Raw genomic sequence first — 16,505 nt, forward strand, 5'->3', positions numbered from 1 at the left:
CGATGGTGACGCCGCGCGCCTACACTCGGCAGGAGTCTGTGCACTGCAAGTACCCGGCAGTACAAGGGGGTTGGCCATGGCCAACGGTTCGCGGCAGGCGGCGTGGGAGTTCTTCGGGGCGGAGTTGAAACGGCGCCGGGAGGATGCCGGACTCACCCAGGTGGAGTTGGGGGCACGGGTTTTCGTTTCCGGCGGATACATCGGCCAGTTCGAACAAGCGATTCGCAAACCCCAGTTGGACGTGGCCCGGCGAATCGACGAAATCCTGCAAACCGAGGGTTTTTTCGAACGCACATGGCGGAAACTCATCGACGACAAGCGGTACGCGGAATACTTCGCGGAGGTCGTCGAACTGGAACGGACGGCGACGAAGATCTGCGAGTTCGCGCCGACGCTCGTGCCGGGGCTTCTCCAGACACCGACTTACTCCCGCGCCGTGATGCTTGCGGGCAACCCGTTCGCCTCCGACGACAGCATCGAGGAGAAGATCGAGGCGCGTCGGGAGCGGGCCCGGGTGCTGGACGGCGCGACCCCGCCCGAGTACTGGGCGATCCTGCACGAACACGTGCTGAGGATCCCCGTCGGCGGCTCCGCCGCGATGGCCGAGCAGCTCGACCACGTCGCGTCCCTGGCTCGCCGGCGGAAGGTGCTGGTGCAGACACTGCCTTACGCGGTCGGGGCCTACCCCCTCATGGGCCGCATGGTGCAGCTCATGGAGTTCGAGGAGGCCCCGCCAACTGCCTATACAGAGGCGGTGTATTCAGGGACCCTGCTGGACGATCCGGCCCTGGTGAAGCGGGTGCGCGGAGCATACGATCTGCTCAGGGCCGCCGCGCTGCCACGGGAGGCGTCCCTGGCCCTGATCGAGTCGGCGGCGGAGGACCACAGACGATGCGCGAGTACGACCTGAGCCTCGCCCAGTGGCGCAAGAGCAGCTACAGCGACGACAACGGCGGCAGCTGCGTAGAGGTGGCCGCCGGAGTCCCCGGCGTCGTCCCCGTCCGGGACAGCAAGGTCCCGGACGGCCCCGCTCTGGTCTTCCCGTCAGCCGCCTGGGCCGGCTTCGTGGCTCATCAGGCGACCCTGTCCAGGCCGGCCCGCACGGACTGCTGAGTGCCGTCACGCTTGGTCGACTCGTAGGCGAAGTCCACGGTGTCGCCGGCCCGCAGCGTGAGGGTGATCCGGCCGTTCTTCACGCAGTTGCCCGACTGGATGTCCTCTCCGAGCGTCAGGCGGTCACTGCCGCCGACCGCGGTCAGCGTGACGACGCCGTAGCAGTCGGAGGACTCCATGGCGTAGTGGATGCTGCCGACCTGTTCCCGCGGGGAGCCCTGGTTCAGCTCCAGGGTGACCCGGTAGTGATCGGTCTCGGAGGCGTCGAGCTCCTCGGCGTACCCCTGCCAGCGCCCGAGGAACGCCTCCGGCATGCCGGCGAGCGCCGGGGCCGCCGACGGGGTGGTCGGCGTCGCGGACGGGGTGGGCGTCGCGGACGGGCCGGAGGGGCCGGACGGACCGGGCGCACTGGACGTGCCGGGACCGGGCGCGCCGGACGCACCGGACGTGGGCGACGCGCCGCTGACCGACGAGTCGGCGTCGCGCCGCTCCGAGTCCCCGCTGAGCTGCACGAACAATCCGATCAGCGCCGCCACGATGGTGGCGGCGGCACCGATCAGGGCCACGACGAGCGCGGTGCGGTGGGAGTCCCCCGATCCTGCGGCCGGGCGCCCCTGGTGCGGCGGATGCTGCCGCCTCGCGTAGGGGTCCGTCGGGGACTGCGGTGTGGTCATGGAGCGGCCTCGGGTCCGTAGTTCGGCGGAAGATCAGGCCATATTGCCGCCCAGGCCCCTGACTTGTGCGACTTTCACCCAAATCTACGGAATAGATCATGCCGAAACGATTCGTCCCCTTGGAGGCCGCGGTCGCCGGTCCACGGTCCCGGCTGTCCGTCCGGGCCGCCAGGGCAGGGTGGAGTTCATCGGACCGGTGACCGCATGGCCCTCAAGTACCGGTGGACGCCGTGGGGTTGCCCGCGACGCTCTCACCCACGTCCCAGAGCTCCGCGAACCGCTTGATCCGCTGCCTGACGTGGTCCTCGCGCGCGTTCAGCGTGGTCTTGGCGTTCATCTGCAGCAGGTCCGGCTCGACTTCGTAGCAGAGCGCGTCGTCGAAGATGACGAAGTCGTTCGTCGTGCCGCGTCGGACTCTCAGCGGGAGTTCGGAGACGGTCACCACCCGCGTCTCGATGCCGATGTCGCTCTGCGACTCGCACAGCCGGCGCAGATCGTTGTCGACGTGCTCCGGCCGCTGGACGATGAACAGTCGCCGAATGCTCATCCCCCGCTGCTGCATCGCATCCGCCTGCGCCTGCAGATAGCGCAGCGCGGGCTCGCTGTTCCAGTAGTCACGCTCCACGAAGCTGCTGGTGGCGTCCATCGTGACCTTGGCGCACTTCGTGAGCGCCATGAGCCAGTCGTGGTTCTCCCCGGGGCAGTCGGTGCTCAGCGACGTGAGGTTCTCCATCATCGACGCGAGGCGGTCGATCTCCTCGTGCGCGAAGGCACTCACCAGCCCGTGGCCCAACGAGGTGACGCGTGTGGCGCTCCGGGCCAGCCGCGGCACCCCGTCGGAGCGCAGGACCGACCGGTCGAGCTCGCAGAAGAGTTCGGTCGCCTCACTGATGTCGGCGAATTTCTGGTCGACCAGGTTCTGCATCTCGCCGTGGTGGGCGGTCAGGCGGTCCACGACGTCATCGGCGTGGGTGCGTTGACCGCCCACCACCTGGGTCAGCCGCCGCTCGAACTCGATCATGTACTGGACGATCAGGGTCGCCCCGCCGATCACGACGGACACGGCGATCTGCCACAGCTTGTCCTGCTCCTGGTCGATCAGATTGGTGATCACATAGGCGATCGTGGCCACGATCGCGGTGACCAGTGTCTTCAGCAGGACCGGCGGTATGCGCAGGCCCTCCGTGGACGCCGAGCCCGGTGCCGGTGTCGACGCCCCTGACGATCCGTCCATTCCTGTGTCTCCCCCGCCGGGATCGATACTGGGATAGCTCCGCTCAGCGCGATGCCAGTGCCTCGCGCAGCAACGGTATTGCCTGGAGGGCCAGTTGGTCCCTGATGCGCTGGACCAGGCTCTGCCATTGGCGGCTGAATCCGGGCTCTCGCTCAAGCACCTCCCACAAGGGGCTCAGGGTCCGGTCCACTCGTGCCGCCGGCATCCACAGATGGAGCAGATGGTCCACGGCCGGGCGCAGCGCCAGTACGGCCGCGGCTCCGCCCGTCGCCCCGAGCCGGCTGTTGTCCAGCATCCGCACGACGGATGTCAGCAGCCAGTCGTGCAGCGCCAGGTCCTCGCACAGACCCGCGACCGCCGACGCCTCCTCCGGGGCCGGTACGCGGAGTTCCACGATGCGCAGCTGGTCCTCGGCGAGGGTGAAGCGGGTGAGCGAGGGACCTTCGCCGTCCGGGGCGCGCCGCGCCACCCAGCGCAGCCGGGTGCCCGCGGATTTGAAGGGGGCCTTGTGGTCGAGCAGCGGGTGTCTGCACAGTCGGGTGAGCAGGCCCTCGGCGATCAGTCCGAGATCCAGCTCCCCTTTCTGCGGTCCCCGCGACAACCCGGTCGCGACGGCCTGTTCGGACAGTTTCCCGAAGGGCTCCAGCACTCCGGGGCGCACCAGGTAGTGGCCCCACGGCTGTCGTCGGTCCGGGCCCGTGGACGGGGTCCGGAAGTACGCGGTGGCCTGGAGGACGCGTCCTTCGGTGAGCGCGGCACGCGCGGCCACGGTGCCGACCACGCGCACCTTCGCGCCGTCGGCGGCGGGCAGCCGGCAGTCCACGCCCGTCAGCGTGTCCGGCGAGAGCGCGTACAACTGGGGCCGTTCGGAGACGAGTACCCGTTCGTCGGCGCGCAGTTGCAGGAGATGGGCCGCGGCCCGGGAGTCCAGGGGCTGGAAGGAGGGCAGCAGCCCGGTGCGTACCTCGCCGCAGGCCAGCACGGCGGCCGCCGTGTTCGTCGGGGGCCGCATGTCACAGCCCCCGGTAGAAGACGTAAGCGACGCGGTCCGCGACGGCGTCCGGCACGGACGCGCCCTCGTGCCGGGAGCGCTCCGTGATCTGCCGCAGGGCCCCGCTGTCCACGTCCGTCTGATCCAGCACGACGCGCACCGCGTGCTCGACGGGCAGGAACCGGGCGGGCAGCACCGAACAGGTGCGGTAGGCGCTGAAGGGAGCGGCGGCGGTGTTGAGCCGGAGCAGCGGGGGCATGTCGTCCCAGTCGCGGGGGAAGGTGCCGGAGTCCCACGGGCGCGGGCTGAGCACGGGCTCGCCCTCGTTGCGGAGCAGGCCGAGCCTGGCCAGTTGCCAGACGGCCGCGAGGAAGGGGCAGGACCAGGTGCGGCGCCCGTCTCTGTCGTAGTCCCACAGTTCGACGTCGAGGAAGACCGAGTGCCGTCGTGCGGCGGTCTCGCGAGGCGGCCGCCACTCCACGGCGGCCGACATCGCCCGGGTGGTCCTGGAGTGCTGGACGCGTTCGCCGTTGGCGAGCCAGCCGGTCTCGCCGACGGGCGGTCGCTGACCGTAGGTGCCGGGCGGCGGCGATTCGACGAGGCGCTGGGAGACGGACTCGGCCAGCGGAACCTTGTCGGCGACGGCGCAACCGGACTCCCTGGCCAGGTAGTCGATGACCAGTCCGGCCCGCGCGGCCTCGCCGAGCACCAGCGGGACGAGCTCGGCGGGAGACGAGAAGCGGGTGAAGTAGTCGTCGATGAGGAAGCAGGTGCTGATCCGGGGGGATCTGCCCCGGATGCCGATGCCCGCGTCCGCGCGGGCCGCGTCCACCCAGGGCCGTACCCGCTCGAAGTGCTGTCGCAGTCGTTCGGGGCCGCCTTCGATGTCCTCCATGTACAGGTGGCCCAGCTCCAGGGACAGGTGCGAGAGCGGCACGGACCGTGTGCTGGGCTCGGCGGTGGTCTCCCGGAAGACGTGCTCGGTCACAGCTGCCCCCAGTACGTGTCGTCGGTCAGTCGTCGGGCCAGCTCCGTGAAGGCTTCCAGGGTCTCCTTGTTGGCGATCTGGGTGGAGACGACGTCCGCGTCGGTGATGAGCTGCTCCCTCCACTGCAGGACGGGTTCCAGCGGGACGGTGCCGAGCACCCTGCTGTCACCGATGCCCAGCTCGGCGGCCAGCCGCCGCAAGGTCTCGTCGCACGCGCGCATCCAGGCGGACTGTGCGGGAGACACGTGGGACCACAACGGCGAATCGGGATCGGGCACCGCGGCCCGGACGAAGCGGACGGCGTCGCGCAGCGCGTCCCTGTCGTGTCCTCGTTCCTCCCCTGCCTCCAGGATGCCGAACTCCTCGAACACCAGCCCGTGCACGGCCTTCACATGCTGTCGGGTCCAGCGGTGGAAGACCAGCCACCGGGTCTCGACACCACGCATCTCCGGACGCGCGGTCACTTCGAGAGCCATGTCCACCGCGTAGCTGCGGCCGGCACTCAGGTCCACGATGATCAGGTCGAACTCGCTGTTCAGCCGGAGCATGAGATCCGCGCAGCGCTGGACGACCTCCTGGTCCGTGGCGAACTCGCCGCCACCGCCGTCCCCGGGGAGCAGGACGAGACGGCCCGCCCCGTTGGGCTTGTGACGCAGGACCGCGTGCTCGGTCAGCCTCCAGACGTCCAGGCGGAGCGGTTCACCGGTGTGCCCTGTCAGATACGCGTGCAGGCCGTCACCACGCGGCGCTCCGGGCACGTCGAAGACGGCGACGGCGGTGGGCGAGCCGAAGTCGAAATCCAGATAGCACACGTCGTCTCCGCCCAGTGCCCGCTGATAGGCGAGGTTCGCACTGGTGACGGAACGGCCGGTGCCTCCCTTGTCGGAGGCGGCGAAGACGATCACCGTTCAGACCCCCTGGCCGTCGTGCCTGGCCTGGGCCAGGGCGTCGAGTTCGCTGAGCACCGACACGGTCAAGGCGTAGGCCGTGCCCGGCAGTTCGTCGAGGATCCGGTCCGCGCGGCGCAGGGTGACTTCGGCGCGCTTCAGTGCCCGGCCCCGCTGACCGCCCGCGGTCGGCTCCGCCTGGAGCTGCTCGCGGCCCAGAAGATGGGTGGCCTCACTGAGCAGACCACGTGCCAGAGAGGCGAGTTCCGCGCTGCGGATCGGGTTCTGCTCGTACAGGTGATGGGCGGCGACCATGCACTCGGTGACGCGCTCCGTGACCGCCCACGACGGAGGGTCCTCCTGACGTGGCGCTTCCGGGTAGACGGCCTGGACGTCGTCCCACAGGCCTGCGCCCTCGCCCTCCGTCATGCGGCGCTGCCACACGTGCTCGAAGACGTGTTCCGCGAGCCGCACCAGCCGGTCGTACGCGGGCAGGTTGCGGGACAGAGCGCAGAGCTGGACCGTCCGTTTGAGCAGCTGGGCCGAGAAGTCGGTCATCGTCCATCGCATCGACGGCCCCAGGGCCTCACTGCCTTCCAGGGGCAGTGCGACTCCCGGACGATGGAGTGCGAGGGCCGCGTCCTCACGGGTCATCCGCGTGGTGATGCGGCCGCGGTCCGCGAGACGCTCCATCACGGCGACGGTGCGGGTGAGGTCCTCGTCCGTGGCCCGGCGGCGCACCAGGTCCTGGACGAGGATGGCGGCGACGGAGAGCGAGAGGTAGGAGGACTCCAGCTGCCGGCCCGTGGTCCGCCAGGGGATGTCCTCCAGTGGCCAGCGCTCGTCGGTGAAGCGGGCGACACCCGACCAGTACCGCTGAGTGATCTCCCACCGCAGACGGAGGGCTTCGGCAAGCCTCTGCTGTTCCCCGTCGAGCAGGCCGAGGGTGAGGGTGCGGTCGGAGAACAGGTCCTGGATGCCGTCGAGGGCCACGACCGTGAAGTGGAGATGCGGGACGGGGGCGGCGATGCCGTCCGGCTGCACACCGATGTCCGTGTCCACGTCCACCCGGGGCGCGTCCTTGACCAGGCTCCAGGCCCAGCCGCACTCGAAGAGCCGGCCTTCGTCACGAAGAGCCTCGTGCACGTCGACGCCCAGGAAGAGATCTTCACCGAGGGTGGTGCGGAGTGCTCTGAAACGGCGCTGGAACTTCTGCGGGACGAGGCGCGCGGGCAGCTGCCCCTGGCCGAGGAGTTCGCACAGCGTGCGTCCCTCGGGGGATCCCTCGTCGAAGACCTTGACGGTGAAGGAGCGCAGCAGGCCGACCATCGCGGCGGTGAGCCGCTTGCCGCAGGCGTTCCTGAGCTCCTCGATCAGGTGCAGCACGTCCCTGCGGGCCGTGTTCGTCCCGTACACCCTGAGGAATCCGAGGGTGGCGAGGCAGAGGGTGACGGACATCGAGTAGGAGTCCACCACCTCGACCTCCCGCTGCTCGGCGGTGAGTTCCCGGCCGCCGTCCTCGGAGGCGAAGTAGTGGCCGCCGGCGAACGTGGGCCTCCCGTCGTGGCCGGTGTGCGCGCGCATGAAGTCGGCGACGGCCCCCATCAGGAGCACGGGGATCTCCGTCCGTCCGCCGGCTCCCTCCAGAGCCCTTACGACGTCGTCCTGGGTGAGATCCGGGTCGTCCAGGCGGAATCCCGGGATCTCGGTGGCCGGATACATGAGGCAGAGCAAGCGCTCCGCATCGGCCACGCTACTGAGACCGCCCCATTTGCCCCAGGACCATTCACCCCCGTCGAAAGAATTCCGGGCCATCGCCCGCCATATGTCCAACAGGTGCTGACGCGGCTTGATCCGCACCCCTATCCCCCCTCAGAGATGACGTCATCCCGCCGGATCCTCCGCGGAGGCGTCGGGATCACGCAGGCCCCAGGCCACGATCATTCCCGAATATCCTTCGCGTACCACATTCGGTTCCCCGATAGGACATGTATCCAGTTTTCCCGCGTATCTCCCGAAGCTCTCCCGCACGTCCGATTCACTGATGTCACACGCGGGGAAGTGGTTGTCTCCCACGCTGTATCCCAAGGAATGTTCCATGAACGCGGCGGCGAAGGGCGCTCCGGGGACCAGGGCCCGCATGAAGTTGTCCACCGCTCCCTGGAACTCCGCGCGGGAGGTGGACAGCGACTCGGCCACGAAGAACATGGTGCCCATGGACCAGTTCCCCCGGCGACCGGCCAGGTCGAAGAGGTCGCCCTGTTCGACCCGCACAACCTGCCGGAACCGTACCCGCGGGTCGTCGCCGAGCGCGGTGTACGACGCGTCTTCGCACAGGACGTCCCAGAACTGGTCCCAGTTCGCGTCGTACCCTTCCACCTGGCTCTTCAGGTAGCCCACGTTCGCGGCCGAACGGTCCAGCAACGTGATCTCTTCGCACCAGGGAAGCATGGACAGGGCGGGATAGAGATTGGCCCCCGCACCCACGTCGATTCCCGTGATCCGGCGGCCCGGATTTCTACGGAAGTGATCGGAGAAATGGCGCCGGACGACGGAAACGATCTCCTGGTCCTCGGCAAGCAGGTGGCGGTAGTTGTGATCGATGTACGCCGCGGGGTCGAACGTGTCCCAGGCGACGTCCGCATTCAGTTGATCAATACCGTCCCCCGGCGATCTCGAATCCATGCCACAAGGTATCAACCACGTAGTGGAACCGGACGCCCTTCAGGCATGATCCGAATCGACACACGATGCATGGGGGGCGCACTGGGGCAGTCAGCAATACAACTGCCGACCACCCCTTGAAGGGCCATATCGCGCCACGCGATGCTGTCCGGATGCCCGCCCTTCCCTGGGAGCCGCTCCCTTCGTCGTCCCCCTCTCGGCGCCTGCGGATACGGCCGGCCTGCGAGGCCGACCTGTCCGCCCTGCACGACCTCGACGCGGAGTTGTTCCCGGACTTCACCTACCCCTACTTCGTTCTGCGCCAGTTCCTCGACGTGTACGCCCAGGACTTTCTCGTGCTCGACGACGGCTCGTCCCTCTGCGGATACGTACTGAGCGCGACGCAACCGGGCCGTCGGGAGAGCTGGGTCCTGGGCCTGGGCGTCACGAAGGATCTGCGGGGGCAGGGCCAGGGCAGGCAGCTCATGCGCGAAGCGCTCCACAAGCTGCGCGGCCGTGACGTGAGCGAGGTGTGGCTCAGCGTGGAACCCGCCAACGACGCCGCGATCGCGTTGTACGGATCGCTGGGCTTCGTGCACCAGGGCGCTGTACGGGAGGACTACTTCGGGCCGGGCGAGCACCGGCTCCTGATGATGCTGCGTCTGTGACGCGAGGGAGGGCTCACCGGTCCACGGACACCAGCCCCGCCTCGTACGCGATGATCACCAGCTGGACCCGGTCCCGGGCGTCCAGCTTGGACAGCAGGCGGGTGAGGTAGGTCTTCGCCGTGGCCACGCTGATGAAGAGCCGCTCGGCTATCTCGGTGTTGGACAGGCCCGTGCCGACCAGGGTGAGGACCTCGCGCTCCCGGTCGGTGATGCCCTTCAACTCCCGGTGTGCCCGGGTCTGTTCGGTGCGGACCGCGGTGAAGTCGCGGATGAGACGGCGGGTGACGCCGGGTGCGATCAGGGCGTCGCCGGCCGCCACGACGCGGACGGCGCCGATGATGTCGTCCAGCGCCATGTCCTTGACGAGGAAGCCGGACGCGCCCGCGCGCAGCGCCCCGTACACGTAGTCGTCGTCGTCGAACGTGGTGAGGACGACGACCCTCGACTCCCCGTCGCCCCCGGTGATCCGGCGCGTCGCCTCGATGCCGTCCATGCCCGGCATACGGATGTCCATGACGACGACGTCGGGGCTCAGTTCGGCCGTCAGGGTCACCGCCTCCTCGCCGTTCGCGGCCTCGCCCACCACCTCGACGTCCTCGATGTCGGCGATGACCATGCGCAGGGCCGTGCGGATGAGCTGCTGGTCGTCGGCGAGGACCACGCGGACCGGCATCAGGGCGCCACCGCCGTGGCGCGGAGCGGAAGGCGGGCCGTCACCCGGAAGCCGCCTTCGGGCCTGGGTCCGGCGCTGAACTCGCCGTGCAGCAGGGCGACCCGCTCCCGCATGCCGAGGAGCCCGAAGCCCGTGTCGGTGGTGCTGCCCCGGCCCCGGCCGTCGTCCGTGACGTCGACGACGACCTCGTCGTCGCGGTGGTCGACGGTCACCCGGCAGGCCGTCGTGCCCGCGTGCCGTACGACGTTCGTCACCGACTCCTGGACGATGCGGAACGCGGACAGGTCGATGTCCGCGGGGAGCGGGCGCGGCTCGCCCCGCCGGCTGACCTCCACGCGCACCCCCGCGGCCGTCGTGACGGCGGCCAGCCGGTCGAGGTCGGCGAGCCCCTCCGCGGGACGCAGCCGCGATGCCTCCTCGTCCGGGGACGGACCGGTGCCGGGGCCCCGGGACCGGTCGGCCTCGCGCAGCGCGACCAGCATGCGCCGCAGCCCCGCCAGGGTCTCGCGGCCCGCCGTCTCCACCGCCGTCATCGCCTCGCGCGCCGCGTCCGGCCGGGTGTGGACGACCCTGGCCGCCGCCCCGGCCTGGAGGGCGACGATGCCGATGCTGTGCGCGACCATGTCGTGCATCTCGCGGGCGATGCGCAGACGTTCGTCGGTGACGGCCTGGGCGGCGGCACGGACGCGCAGCGTCTCCGCGTACTCGCGGGTGCGGCGCGAGGCGTCCCCGAGCAGCCAGGAGACCACGGCGGTGAGCGCCACGGTCAGACCCGCCAGCGTGCCGACGCCCCATCCGCACGCCAGCCGCACCGCGAGCCAGGCCACCAGCACGCCGAGGGACATGCCGAGCGCGACGACACCGGTGCGGCGCGGACGGCCGGCCGCGACGAAGTAGAGCGCGACGTCGACGGCGAGGAACTGCGCCAACTGGATCGCCCCGACGGCCAGGTTGGTCGTCACGAAGGCTGCCGCCGTCAGCAGCAGGGCGAGGGCGGTCAGAGGCCGGCGCGACAGCTGACGGCCGGCGGCCAGGGCCAGCGCGCAGGCGATCGCCAGGATCAACAGGCCGTCCCAGCGGAAGAACTGGGCCGCGACCTGCTCGCTGGGGGCCTCCTCGCCGGGCAGCCGCAGACGTGCGAGGAAGGTGAACACGGCGCTCGCGCACCAGGCCACGGCCACCCAGGCACCGGGCGGCACACGCTTGAGCAGGGGAAGGGGCGGCGTCACGTGCATGCGGTGATCGTAGGTGTGCCCGTGCACGCGGGCATCGTCCCGGGGACGTACGACCAGGGTCGGCATCCGTGGCCGGGCAATGTCCGCGCGGGGCCGATGCCTCCGGCCCCGCCGCGGCGGGACGGTGTTCTCGTGATCGAAGTCGACGAACTGACCAAGCGCTACAAAGACACCACGGCCGTACGGCAGTTGTCGTTCCGGGTGCGCCCGGGGCACGTCACCGGGTTCCTCGGCCCGAACGGCGCGGGCAAGACGACGACCCTGCGCATGCTGCTCGGCCTGGTCGCCCCGACCGGCGGAACCGCCACCGTCGACGGACGGGCCTTCCGGGAGCGGCCGCGCGGACTGCGGCACGTCGGCGCGCTGCTCGACGCGGGCGACGTGCACGGCGGACGCAGCGCACGCGCCCATCTGTCGGCGCTGGCCCGCGGCAACCGCATCCCCTCCCCGCGGGTCGACGAGGTGCTGGAGGAGGTGGGGCTGGCGGGCCCCGCGGCCGGGCGCCGTGTCGACGGATACTCCCTCGGCATGAAGCAGCGCCTCGGCATCGCGACGGCGCTGCTCGGCGACCCGCCGGTGCTGCTGTTCGACGAACCGCTCAACGGCCTCGACCCGGAAGGAGTGCGGTGGGTGCGCGGACTCTTCCGGAGGCTTGCCGCCGAGGGCCGCACGGTCTTCGTCTCCAGCCACCTCATGTCCGAGATGGAGAACACCGCCGACCAGTTGATTGTCATCGGCCGGGGCGAACTGATCGCCGCGGAGAGCCTCGCGGACTTCGCCGCACGCGGCACCCGGCTCACCGTGACGGTCCGCACGCCCGACACCGGACGGCTGGCCGCCGTGCTGTCCGCCGAGGGAGCGGCGGTCGCGCCGTACGACGAGCGGACCCTGAAGGTGACGGCCCTGAGCGCGGCCCGTATCGGTGAACTCGCCTTCCAGCACCGGGTCCTGCTCGAAGAGCTGACCCCGCAGGCCGCGTCCCTGGAGGCCGCCTTCATGGAACTGACCGCCGACAGCGCCGAATTCCTCGCCGGAGACGCCCGATGACGACCCTCGCCCCGGCCGCCGCCCGGTTCACGGACCTCCTCGCCGCCGAGTGGATCAAGATGCGGTCACTGCGCTCGACGTACTGGGCGCTCGGCGCCGGAGCGCTGGCCGTCATCGCCTTCAACGCGAACGCGGCCCGGGTCGACGCCGGCGACCACCCCCGCTTCGACCCGTCGCAGCGGGACAGCGTCGTCGAACTGGCCCTGCGCGACGCGTTCACCGACGGCTCCGCGATGATCCTGCTCCTCGCCGTGGCGAGCATCGGCGCGGTCACCGTCGTCGGCGAGTACGCGACGGGGATGATCCGTACGACGTTCGCGGCGGTCCCCGACCGGCGGGCGGTGATGACGGCGAAGGTGACACTGGTGACGGCCGTCATGACCGTGTACGGCGTGCTCGTCGCGGGTGTCTCCTTCGCCTCGACCCAGGCGATCCTGTCCACCCGGGGCGCCGGCGTCCCGATCGGTCACCCCGGCGCCTTCCGCGTCGTCGCCGCGTCGGCGCTGCTCGCCCCCGTCGGCGCGCTGGCCGGCATGGCCCTGGGCGCGCTGATCCGGCACAGTGCGACCACAATGGTCGCCACCACCGCCGTGCTCCTGCTGATCCCCGCGTTCATCACCGACCGCTACCGGTGGACGGCCGCCGTCCGGCACGCCCAGCCCGTCAACGCGTGGTCCCGGCTGGTCGACATCGACTACGGGCACAGCCCCTACACGCTGGTCCCGCGGTACCAGGCGACCGTCGCGGGCGGCTGGACCACCTACGCGGCGTGGGCCGCGGTGGCCGCGGTCGTCACCGTGCTGTCGGTGGACCGCCGCGACGTGTGAGCCGGGTGCGGGCGGGTCGCGGCGGGGCGGGGTCGGCGAACCGGCGTACGTAGCGGCGCTGCCACGGGGTCTCGACGGCGTGCCGGTCGTAGTGCCGGCGCACGTAGTCCACGGCCTCGTGCGGCGGTACGCCGTCGAGGACCGCGAGGCAGGCGAGGGCGGTGCCCGTGCGGCCGCGGCCGCCGCCGCAGGCGATCTCGACGCGGCCGGTCTCCGCGCGGCGCCAGGCCTCGGTGAGGACGGTGCGGGTCTCCGCGTGGTCGGTGGGGAGCCGGAAGTCCGGCCAGCGCAGCCAGTGGGCGTCCCAGGGCGGCTCGGGGGGCCGCTTGGCGAGCAGGTACACGCCGTACGTCGGCTGCGCTCCGTCCGGTGCCGGTCCGTGGCGCAGCGCCCTTCCCCGCACCAGTCGGCCGGAGGGCAGCCGCAGCACGCCGGCGCCGTCCGGATCCCAAGTCCCGTCCATGCGGCTCAGCCTAGGCGTGCGGGCGGTCACCGGCGGGGTCCTCGCCCCCTCCGCCCCTGCCCGTCCCGTACCCGGGGCTCCGCCCCGGACCCCGCTCCTCAAACGCCGGAGGGGCTGATTTCAGCCCGTCCGGCGCTTGAGGACGAGGCCGTCCAGGCCGATCCGGGGGTCTGGGGGCGGAGCCCCCAGGAACAAGGGACGGTCAGGGGCGGAGGGGGCGAAGAAACGCTGTCGCGGACGGGCAGCACCCGCTGAGCCGGGGCGCGGAGTCCCGGGGACGGGGAGTTCCGGGGACGAGGAGTTCCGGGGACGAGGAGTCCCGGGGACGAGGAGTTCCGGCCGAGGGCAGGAGACCCCCGGCCCGTCCGGTGCTTGAGGACGAGGCCGTCCGGGCCGATCGGGGTCCGGGGCGGAGCCCCGGGGATTCGGGACGCCGGGCCGGCGCCCGGGGTCAGCTCACGCCCCGGGTGGCCTGGGCGGCGCGCGACTCGATGCCGCGGAAGTGGTCGGCCATCGCCCGCTGCGCGCCCTCGACGTCCCGCGCGCGCAGCGCGGTGACGATGTCGCGGTGGCGGCGGACGGTCACCTCGGGCGCCGGGTCGTCGGTCCAGCCGCGCACCCCCGCGACCCGCCGGAAGACGGTCCAGAAGGCACCGAGCAGCTGCGGCACCAGCGCGTTCCCCAGCGACGCGTACAGCAGCTCGTGGAACTCGCGGTCCAGTTCGGGGAAGGGCACGCCCTCGCGCCCCGCCTCCTCCATCCGGGCCACGACCTCTTCGAGCCGGTCGAGTTCCTCCTCCGAGAGCGTCGCGGCGACCCGGCGGATCAGCCCCTCCTCCAGGACCTCGCGGACCTGGAGGATCTCCGCGAGCGCACCCGTCTCGTCGTCCAGCTGGGCGAGCGTGCGGAAGGTGAGGCCGTCGACGAGGGGCGTCAGGGAGGCCTGGCCGACGTAGGTGCCGTAGCCGTGCCTGATCTCGACTATGTCGAGCGCCTGGAGGGCCTTGAGCGCCTCACGGACGGAGTTCCGGCTCACACCGAGATCGGTCATCAGCTCGGTCTCGGTGGGCAGCGCCGCCCCGGCCGGAAGCTTGCGGTCGAGGATCAGCTGCATGACCTCGCGCTGGATCTGACTGCTCACCCGACGCTCGGGCCGGCGCCGGTACCCGCTCTCCTCTGACATGCGCCGCATCGTACGCTCGCTGGACATCGGACGTCCCACCTCCGGGCTGATTAAACGCCAACTAGCCTGATTCACACCGTCATTGGTCGCACCTGTGGAAGATACGCCATTCGTGTGCGATCCCTTGACCGTCTTCACGGGCCCTCTTATGGTCACGCTGCCCCCTATGACGTAGGACGTCGTATCTCCCATCCGCTGGACCACTCCTTGCTGGAGGAACCGTGCGCGACGTGACCCACACTCCGGCGCTGCACCGCCGGTCGTTCCTGAAGTACACCGGCGCACTCGGCGCGGCCGCCGCCCTCTCCTCGTCACTGGCGGCCTGCTCGTCCGGGCCGGAGTCCACGAACGACACCGGCGGCGGGGGCGGCGGCAAGGACGCCACCCTGACGGCCGTCATCGGCTACGGCAACGACGGCAGCTGGGACCCCACCCAGACCGCGTCCGCCTTCTGCATGGCCGCCAACAACCACATCTACGAGGGCCTGCTCGACACCGACCCCATCTCGCGGGAGCCGTACGCCGCGCTCGCCACCGAGGTGCCCTCCGACCTCAGCGGCACCTCCTGGAAGTTCACGCTGCGGGCGGGCGCCACCTTCCACGACGGCAAGCCGGTCACCGCCGACGACGTGGTCTTCGTCTTCGACCGCATCCTCGACCCGAAGACGCAGACCCTCGCCAAGGGCTTCTTCGCGAGCTGGCTGAAGGAGGTCCGCAAGATCGACGCGCAGAACGTCGAGCTGGTCCTCAAGTTCCCCTTCCCCGAGGGGATTTCCCGGCTCACCCTCGCGAAGATCATGCCGAAGCACGTGTTCTCGCAGCCGGGCGCCTGGGACGACGCGATCAAGGGCAAGGCGATCGGCTCGGGGCCGTACCGGCAGACCGCGCACCACCCGAAGTCGAACACCACCTTCGAGGCCTTCGCCGCCTACAACGGCCCGCGCAAGCCCGCGTTCAAGAAGATGAACTGGCTGACCATAGTGGATGCCGCACCCCGTGTCGCCAAGATCTCCGGGGCGAGCGCCGGCGCGCAGATCGCCGACAACATCCCGTACGCCAACATCGAGCAGCTCAAGAAGGGCGGCATGGACGTCCAGGGCGGCGCGGGCATGAACAACCTCTTCCTCATGTTCAACACGAAGCACAAGCCCTTCGACGACGTGCGGGTGCGGCAGGCGCTGCACTACGCCATCGACACCGACAAGATGGTGGAGGTCGCCCTCAAGGGGCACGGCAAGCCGTCGTCGTCGTTCCTCAACGAGGCCAACCCGTCCTACCGGCCCGCGAAGACCGTCTACGGATACGACCCCGAGAAGGCCGAGAAGCTGCTGAAGGAGGCCGGGGTCAAGGGCCTGAAGATCGAGATCCTGGCCGTCAACGTCAGCTGGATCGTGGACTGTCTGCCGACCATCAAGGCTTCCTGGGACGCCATCGGCGTGGAGACCACCCTGGCCCCGCAGGAGACCACGGCCGTCTTCACCAAGATGGACCAGAAGCAGGACTACCAGGTCGTGGCCGCCGCCTCGAACCCCAACCAGTTCGGGCTCGACGCCGACCTGATCATGCACTACAACTACGGCCCCGAGAACCTCTGGATGGGCTACGCCCGCTGGGCCGCCGACCCCGTCGCCAAGAAGCTCTTCAAGGACATGGACCAGGCGACGCAGGAACCGGACGCCGACAAGAAGAAGACGATGATCCAGGACTACATCGACATCGTCGCCGAACAGGCCGTGCTCTACCCGGTCGTGCACAACGAGCTGATGACGGCGTGGAACGCGAAGCGGCTCACCGGGATAAGGGCACAGCCGTACCCCGGCATCAACCTGCTCCAGGCCAAGTGGGTCTAGGCGACGGA

General features: G+C 70.3%; 17 protein-coding genes. 6 read left to right on the plus strand and 11 right to left on the minus strand.

Translation table 11 applies throughout. From position 1 onward, the window contains the following. Positions 1-76: 76 nt before the first annotated feature. Positions 77-910 (plus strand): helix-turn-helix domain-containing protein, encoded by an 834-nt coding sequence (locus tag ACSYGO_RS17310; protein ID WP_460387009.1) that lies wholly within the window; start codon positions 77-79, stop codon positions 908-910. Next, complete coding sequence (locus ACSYGO_RS17315) at positions 892-1,113, plus strand: DUF397 domain-containing protein (RefSeq protein WP_460387010.1); 222 nt, start codon at positions 892-894, stop codon at positions 1,111-1,113. Before ACSYGO_RS17310 ends, ACSYGO_RS17315 begins: the two co-directional genes overlap by 19 nt. Here ACSYGO_RS17315 and ACSYGO_RS17320 read toward each other — a convergent pair. From ACSYGO_RS17320 to ACSYGO_RS17350, 7 genes are all read right to left on the minus strand, one after another. Next, positions 1,074-1,787, minus strand: coding sequence for a hypothetical protein (locus tag ACSYGO_RS17320; RefSeq protein WP_426680572.1), 714 nt, complete (start codon positions 1,785-1,787; stop codon positions 1,074-1,076). The two genes, ACSYGO_RS17315 and ACSYGO_RS17320, sit on opposite strands and share 40 nt — an antisense overlap. Before the next feature lie 211 nt (positions 1,788-1,998). After that, positions 1,999-3,021, minus strand: a complete 1,023-nt coding sequence (locus tag ACSYGO_RS17325) for a DUF6879 family protein (protein ID WP_426680573.1) — start codon at positions 3,019-3,021, stop codon at positions 1,999-2,001. A 43-nt stretch (positions 3,022-3,064) separates the two neighbouring features. Next, a complete protein-coding gene (locus tag ACSYGO_RS17330) occupies positions 3,065-4,033 on the minus strand; it encodes an SCO2521 family protein (protein ID WP_432173424.1) in 969 nt (322 codons plus the stop codon). A gap of 1 nt (position 4,034) precedes the next feature. Further along, complete coding sequence (locus tag ACSYGO_RS17335; protein WP_426680575.1) at positions 4,035-5,000, minus strand: SCO2522 family protein; 966 nt, start codon at positions 4,998-5,000, stop codon at positions 4,035-4,037. Further along, on the minus strand, positions 4,997-5,905 hold the full coding sequence (locus ACSYGO_RS17340; protein ID WP_432186620.1) for an SCO2523 family variant P-loop protein: 909 nt from the start codon (positions 5,903-5,905) through the stop codon (positions 4,997-4,999). The genes ACSYGO_RS17335 and ACSYGO_RS17340 overlap by 4 nt, the downstream gene beginning before the upstream one ends. A gap of 3 nt (positions 5,906-5,908) precedes the next feature. Next, on the minus strand, positions 5,909-7,747 hold the full coding sequence (locus tag ACSYGO_RS17345; protein WP_460387011.1) for an SCO2524 family protein: 1,839 nt from the start codon (positions 7,745-7,747) through the stop codon (positions 5,909-5,911). Between the two features lie 24 nt (positions 7,748-7,771). After that, positions 7,772-8,572: an SCO2525 family SAM-dependent methyltransferase gene (locus ACSYGO_RS17350; protein ID WP_432173421.1), complete on the minus strand. Its 801-nt coding sequence runs from the start codon at positions 8,570-8,572 to the stop codon at positions 7,772-7,774. A 152-nt stretch (positions 8,573-8,724) separates the two neighbouring features. On the opposite strand from ACSYGO_RS17350, the gene ACSYGO_RS17355 reads away from it, so the two are divergent. After that, positions 8,725-9,219: a GNAT family N-acetyltransferase gene (locus ACSYGO_RS17355; protein WP_460387012.1), complete on the plus strand. Its 495-nt coding sequence runs from the start codon at positions 8,725-8,727 to the stop codon at positions 9,217-9,219. A gap of 13 nt (positions 9,220-9,232) precedes the next feature. Here the strand turns inward: ACSYGO_RS17355 and ACSYGO_RS17360 are convergent, their stop codons facing one another. Both ACSYGO_RS17360 and ACSYGO_RS17365 read right to left on the minus strand, forming a co-directional pair. Further along, positions 9,233-9,892, minus strand: a complete 660-nt coding sequence (locus tag ACSYGO_RS17360) for a response regulator (protein ID WP_460387013.1) — start codon at positions 9,890-9,892, stop codon at positions 9,233-9,235. After that, positions 9,892-11,127: a sensor histidine kinase gene (locus ACSYGO_RS17365; RefSeq protein ID WP_432186623.1), complete on the minus strand. Its 1,236-nt coding sequence runs from the start codon at positions 11,125-11,127 to the stop codon at positions 9,892-9,894. The genes ACSYGO_RS17360 and ACSYGO_RS17365 overlap by 1 nt, the downstream gene beginning before the upstream one ends. Before the next feature lie 132 nt (positions 11,128-11,259). Here ACSYGO_RS17365 and ACSYGO_RS17370 point away from each other — a divergent pair, with 132 nt between their 5' ends. Continuing rightward, on the plus strand, positions 11,260-12,174 hold the full coding sequence (locus tag ACSYGO_RS17370; protein WP_460387014.1) for an ATP-binding cassette domain-containing protein: 915 nt from the start codon (positions 11,260-11,262) through the stop codon (positions 12,172-12,174). Continuing rightward, entirely contained in the window at positions 12,171-13,001 is an 831-nt protein-coding gene (locus ACSYGO_RS17375; RefSeq protein ID WP_460387015.1) for an ABC transporter permease, read from the plus strand. The genes ACSYGO_RS17370 and ACSYGO_RS17375 overlap by 4 nt, the downstream gene beginning before the upstream one ends. On the opposite strand, the gene ACSYGO_RS17380 is transcribed toward ACSYGO_RS17375, so the two are convergent. After that, positions 12,967-13,464 carry a protein-tyrosine phosphatase family protein gene (locus ACSYGO_RS17380; RefSeq protein WP_426680584.1) on the minus strand — a complete coding sequence of 166 codons (498 nt, stop codon included), beginning with the start codon at positions 13,462-13,464 and terminating at the stop codon, positions 12,967-12,969. The genes ACSYGO_RS17375 and ACSYGO_RS17380 overlap by 35 nt on opposite strands. A 451-nt stretch (positions 13,465-13,915) precedes the next feature. After that, positions 13,916-14,656 (minus strand): FadR/GntR family transcriptional regulator, encoded by a 741-nt coding sequence (locus ACSYGO_RS17385; RefSeq protein ID WP_345644101.1) that lies wholly within the window; start codon positions 14,654-14,656, stop codon positions 13,916-13,918. 212 nt (positions 14,657-14,868) lie between these two features. On the opposite strand from ACSYGO_RS17385, the gene ACSYGO_RS17390 reads away from it, so the two are divergent. Then, positions 14,869-16,497 carry an ABC transporter substrate-binding protein gene (locus tag ACSYGO_RS17390; RefSeq protein ID WP_432173416.1) on the plus strand — a complete coding sequence of 543 codons (1,629 nt, stop codon included), beginning with the start codon at positions 14,869-14,871 and terminating at the stop codon, positions 16,495-16,497. Positions 16,498-16,505: the final 8 nt, after the last annotated feature.

This window comes from Streptomyces krungchingensis (genome assembly GCF_054729265.1).

What these genes read in the sequence shown, in the direction of transcription:
- ACSYGO_RS17365 (WP_432186623.1), bottom strand. Translation starts at nt 11,127, where the DNA reads ATGCACGTGACGCCGCCCCTTCCCCTGCTCAAGCGTGTGCCGCCCGGT.
- ACSYGO_RS17385 (WP_345644101.1), bottom strand. Translation starts at nt 14,656, where the DNA reads ATGCGGCGCATGTCAGAGGAGAGCGGGTACCGGCGCCGGCCCGAGCGT.
- ACSYGO_RS17350 (WP_432173421.1), bottom strand. Translation starts at nt 8,572, where the DNA reads ATGGATTCGAGATCGCCGGGGGACGGTATTGATCAACTGAATGCGGAC.
- ACSYGO_RS17315 (WP_460387010.1), top strand. Translation starts at nt 892, where the DNA reads ATGCGCGAGTACGACCTGAGCCTCGCCCAGTGGCGCAAGAGCAGCTAC.
- ACSYGO_RS17380 (WP_426680584.1), bottom strand. Translation starts at nt 13,464, where the DNA reads ATGGACGGGACTTGGGATCCGGACGGCGCCGGCGTGCTGCGGCTGCCC.
- ACSYGO_RS17320 (WP_426680572.1), bottom strand. Translation starts at nt 1,787, where the DNA reads ATGACCACACCGCAGTCCCCGACGGACCCCTACGCGAGGCGGCAGCAT.
- ACSYGO_RS17330 (WP_432173424.1), bottom strand. Translation starts at nt 4,033, where the DNA reads ATGCGGCCCCCGACGAACACGGCGGCCGCCGTGCTGGCCTGCGGCGAG.
- ACSYGO_RS17355 (WP_460387012.1), top strand. Translation starts at nt 8,725, where the DNA reads ATGCCCGCCCTTCCCTGGGAGCCGCTCCCTTCGTCGTCCCCCTCTCGG.
- ACSYGO_RS17360 (WP_460387013.1), bottom strand. Translation starts at nt 9,892, where the DNA reads ATGCCGGTCCGCGTGGTCCTCGCCGACGACCAGCAGCTCATCCGCACG.
- ACSYGO_RS17325 (WP_426680573.1), bottom strand. Translation starts at nt 3,021, where the DNA reads ATGGACGGATCGTCAGGGGCGTCGACACCGGCACCGGGCTCGGCGTCC.
- ACSYGO_RS17375 (WP_460387015.1), top strand. Translation starts at nt 12,171, where the DNA reads ATGACGACCCTCGCCCCGGCCGCCGCCCGGTTCACGGACCTCCTCGCC.
- ACSYGO_RS17310 (WP_460387009.1), top strand. Translation starts at nt 77, where the DNA reads ATGGCCAACGGTTCGCGGCAGGCGGCGTGGGAGTTCTTCGGGGCGGAG.